The organism is Nonomuraea zeae, assembly GCF_005889725.1.
Classification (GTDB): domain Bacteria; phylum Actinomycetota; class Actinomycetes; order Streptosporangiales; family Streptosporangiaceae; genus Nonomuraea; species Nonomuraea zeae.
This window is the reverse complement of record NZ_VCKX01000725.1, coordinates 1-683: the sequence shown is the minus strand read 5'-3', so window position 1 is coordinate 683 and position 683 is coordinate 1. Positions and strand designations below refer to the sequence as shown.

General features: G+C 71.4%; 1 protein-coding gene and 1 pseudogene. Both read left to right on the top strand.

The genetic code is table 11. The features are described 5' to 3' along the window. A pseudogene (locus ETD85_RS62625) lies at window positions 1–277 on the top strand (NADP-dependent oxidoreductase); the annotation flags it as partial. Window positions 278–288: 11 nt separating this feature from the next. After that, window positions 289–654 (top strand): MerR family transcriptional regulator, encoded by a 366-nt coding sequence (locus ETD85_RS62620; protein WP_138699142.1) that lies wholly within the window; start codon window positions 289–291, stop codon window positions 652–654. The last annotated feature ends 29 nt before the right edge of the window (window positions 655–683 follow it).

Below are 683 nucleotides of genomic sequence, written 5' to 3'. Positions count from 1 at the left end.
GGTCAGGCCGGGGGGAAGGGTGGCGTTGTGCGGGGCGCTGGCTCATCAGGTGGGTGGTGAGCCGGCGGGTGTGGAGCTGGATCTGATGGAGCTGATCGGCAGGCGTGTGACGCTGCGGGGGTTCACCGCGGCCGACCATCCGCAGCTGCGGGAGGAGTGGCGGGAGCTGGGGCTGCGTGAGCCGTACACGGTGGTGGACGGGCTGGACGGCGCGTCGCGGGCGCTGGTCGATCTGCTGGCCGGGGGGTTTGTGGGTGCTGTGATCGTTGGCGTGTGAGCATGGGGGGTATGCGGATCGCAGAGGCCGCTCGTGCGGCGGGCACCACTCCGCGGGCGTTGCGCTGGTATCAGCAGCACGGTCTGCTGGAGCCGGGGCGCTCCCCCGCCGGGTACCGGGATTATGACGAGCGCGCGGTGGAGCGGGTGCGCCGTATTCGCGAGTTGCTCGATCTCGGTTTCACTCTCATCGATGTGCGGGCGTTCGTGGATCTGCTGGATCGGGAGGTGCCGGCCGTCTTCTCCCGGCCGGGCAGCCCGATCTGCCGTCTGGCGCTGGAGAGGGCGCGGGCGCGGCTGGCTGTCCTGGACGAGCGGATCGCGGCTGCGACGAGGATCCGTGACCGGCTTGCGGAGCGCCTGGCCGAGGAGGGGTGAAGGGCGCCGGGCCTGTGTGGGAGGTGGGG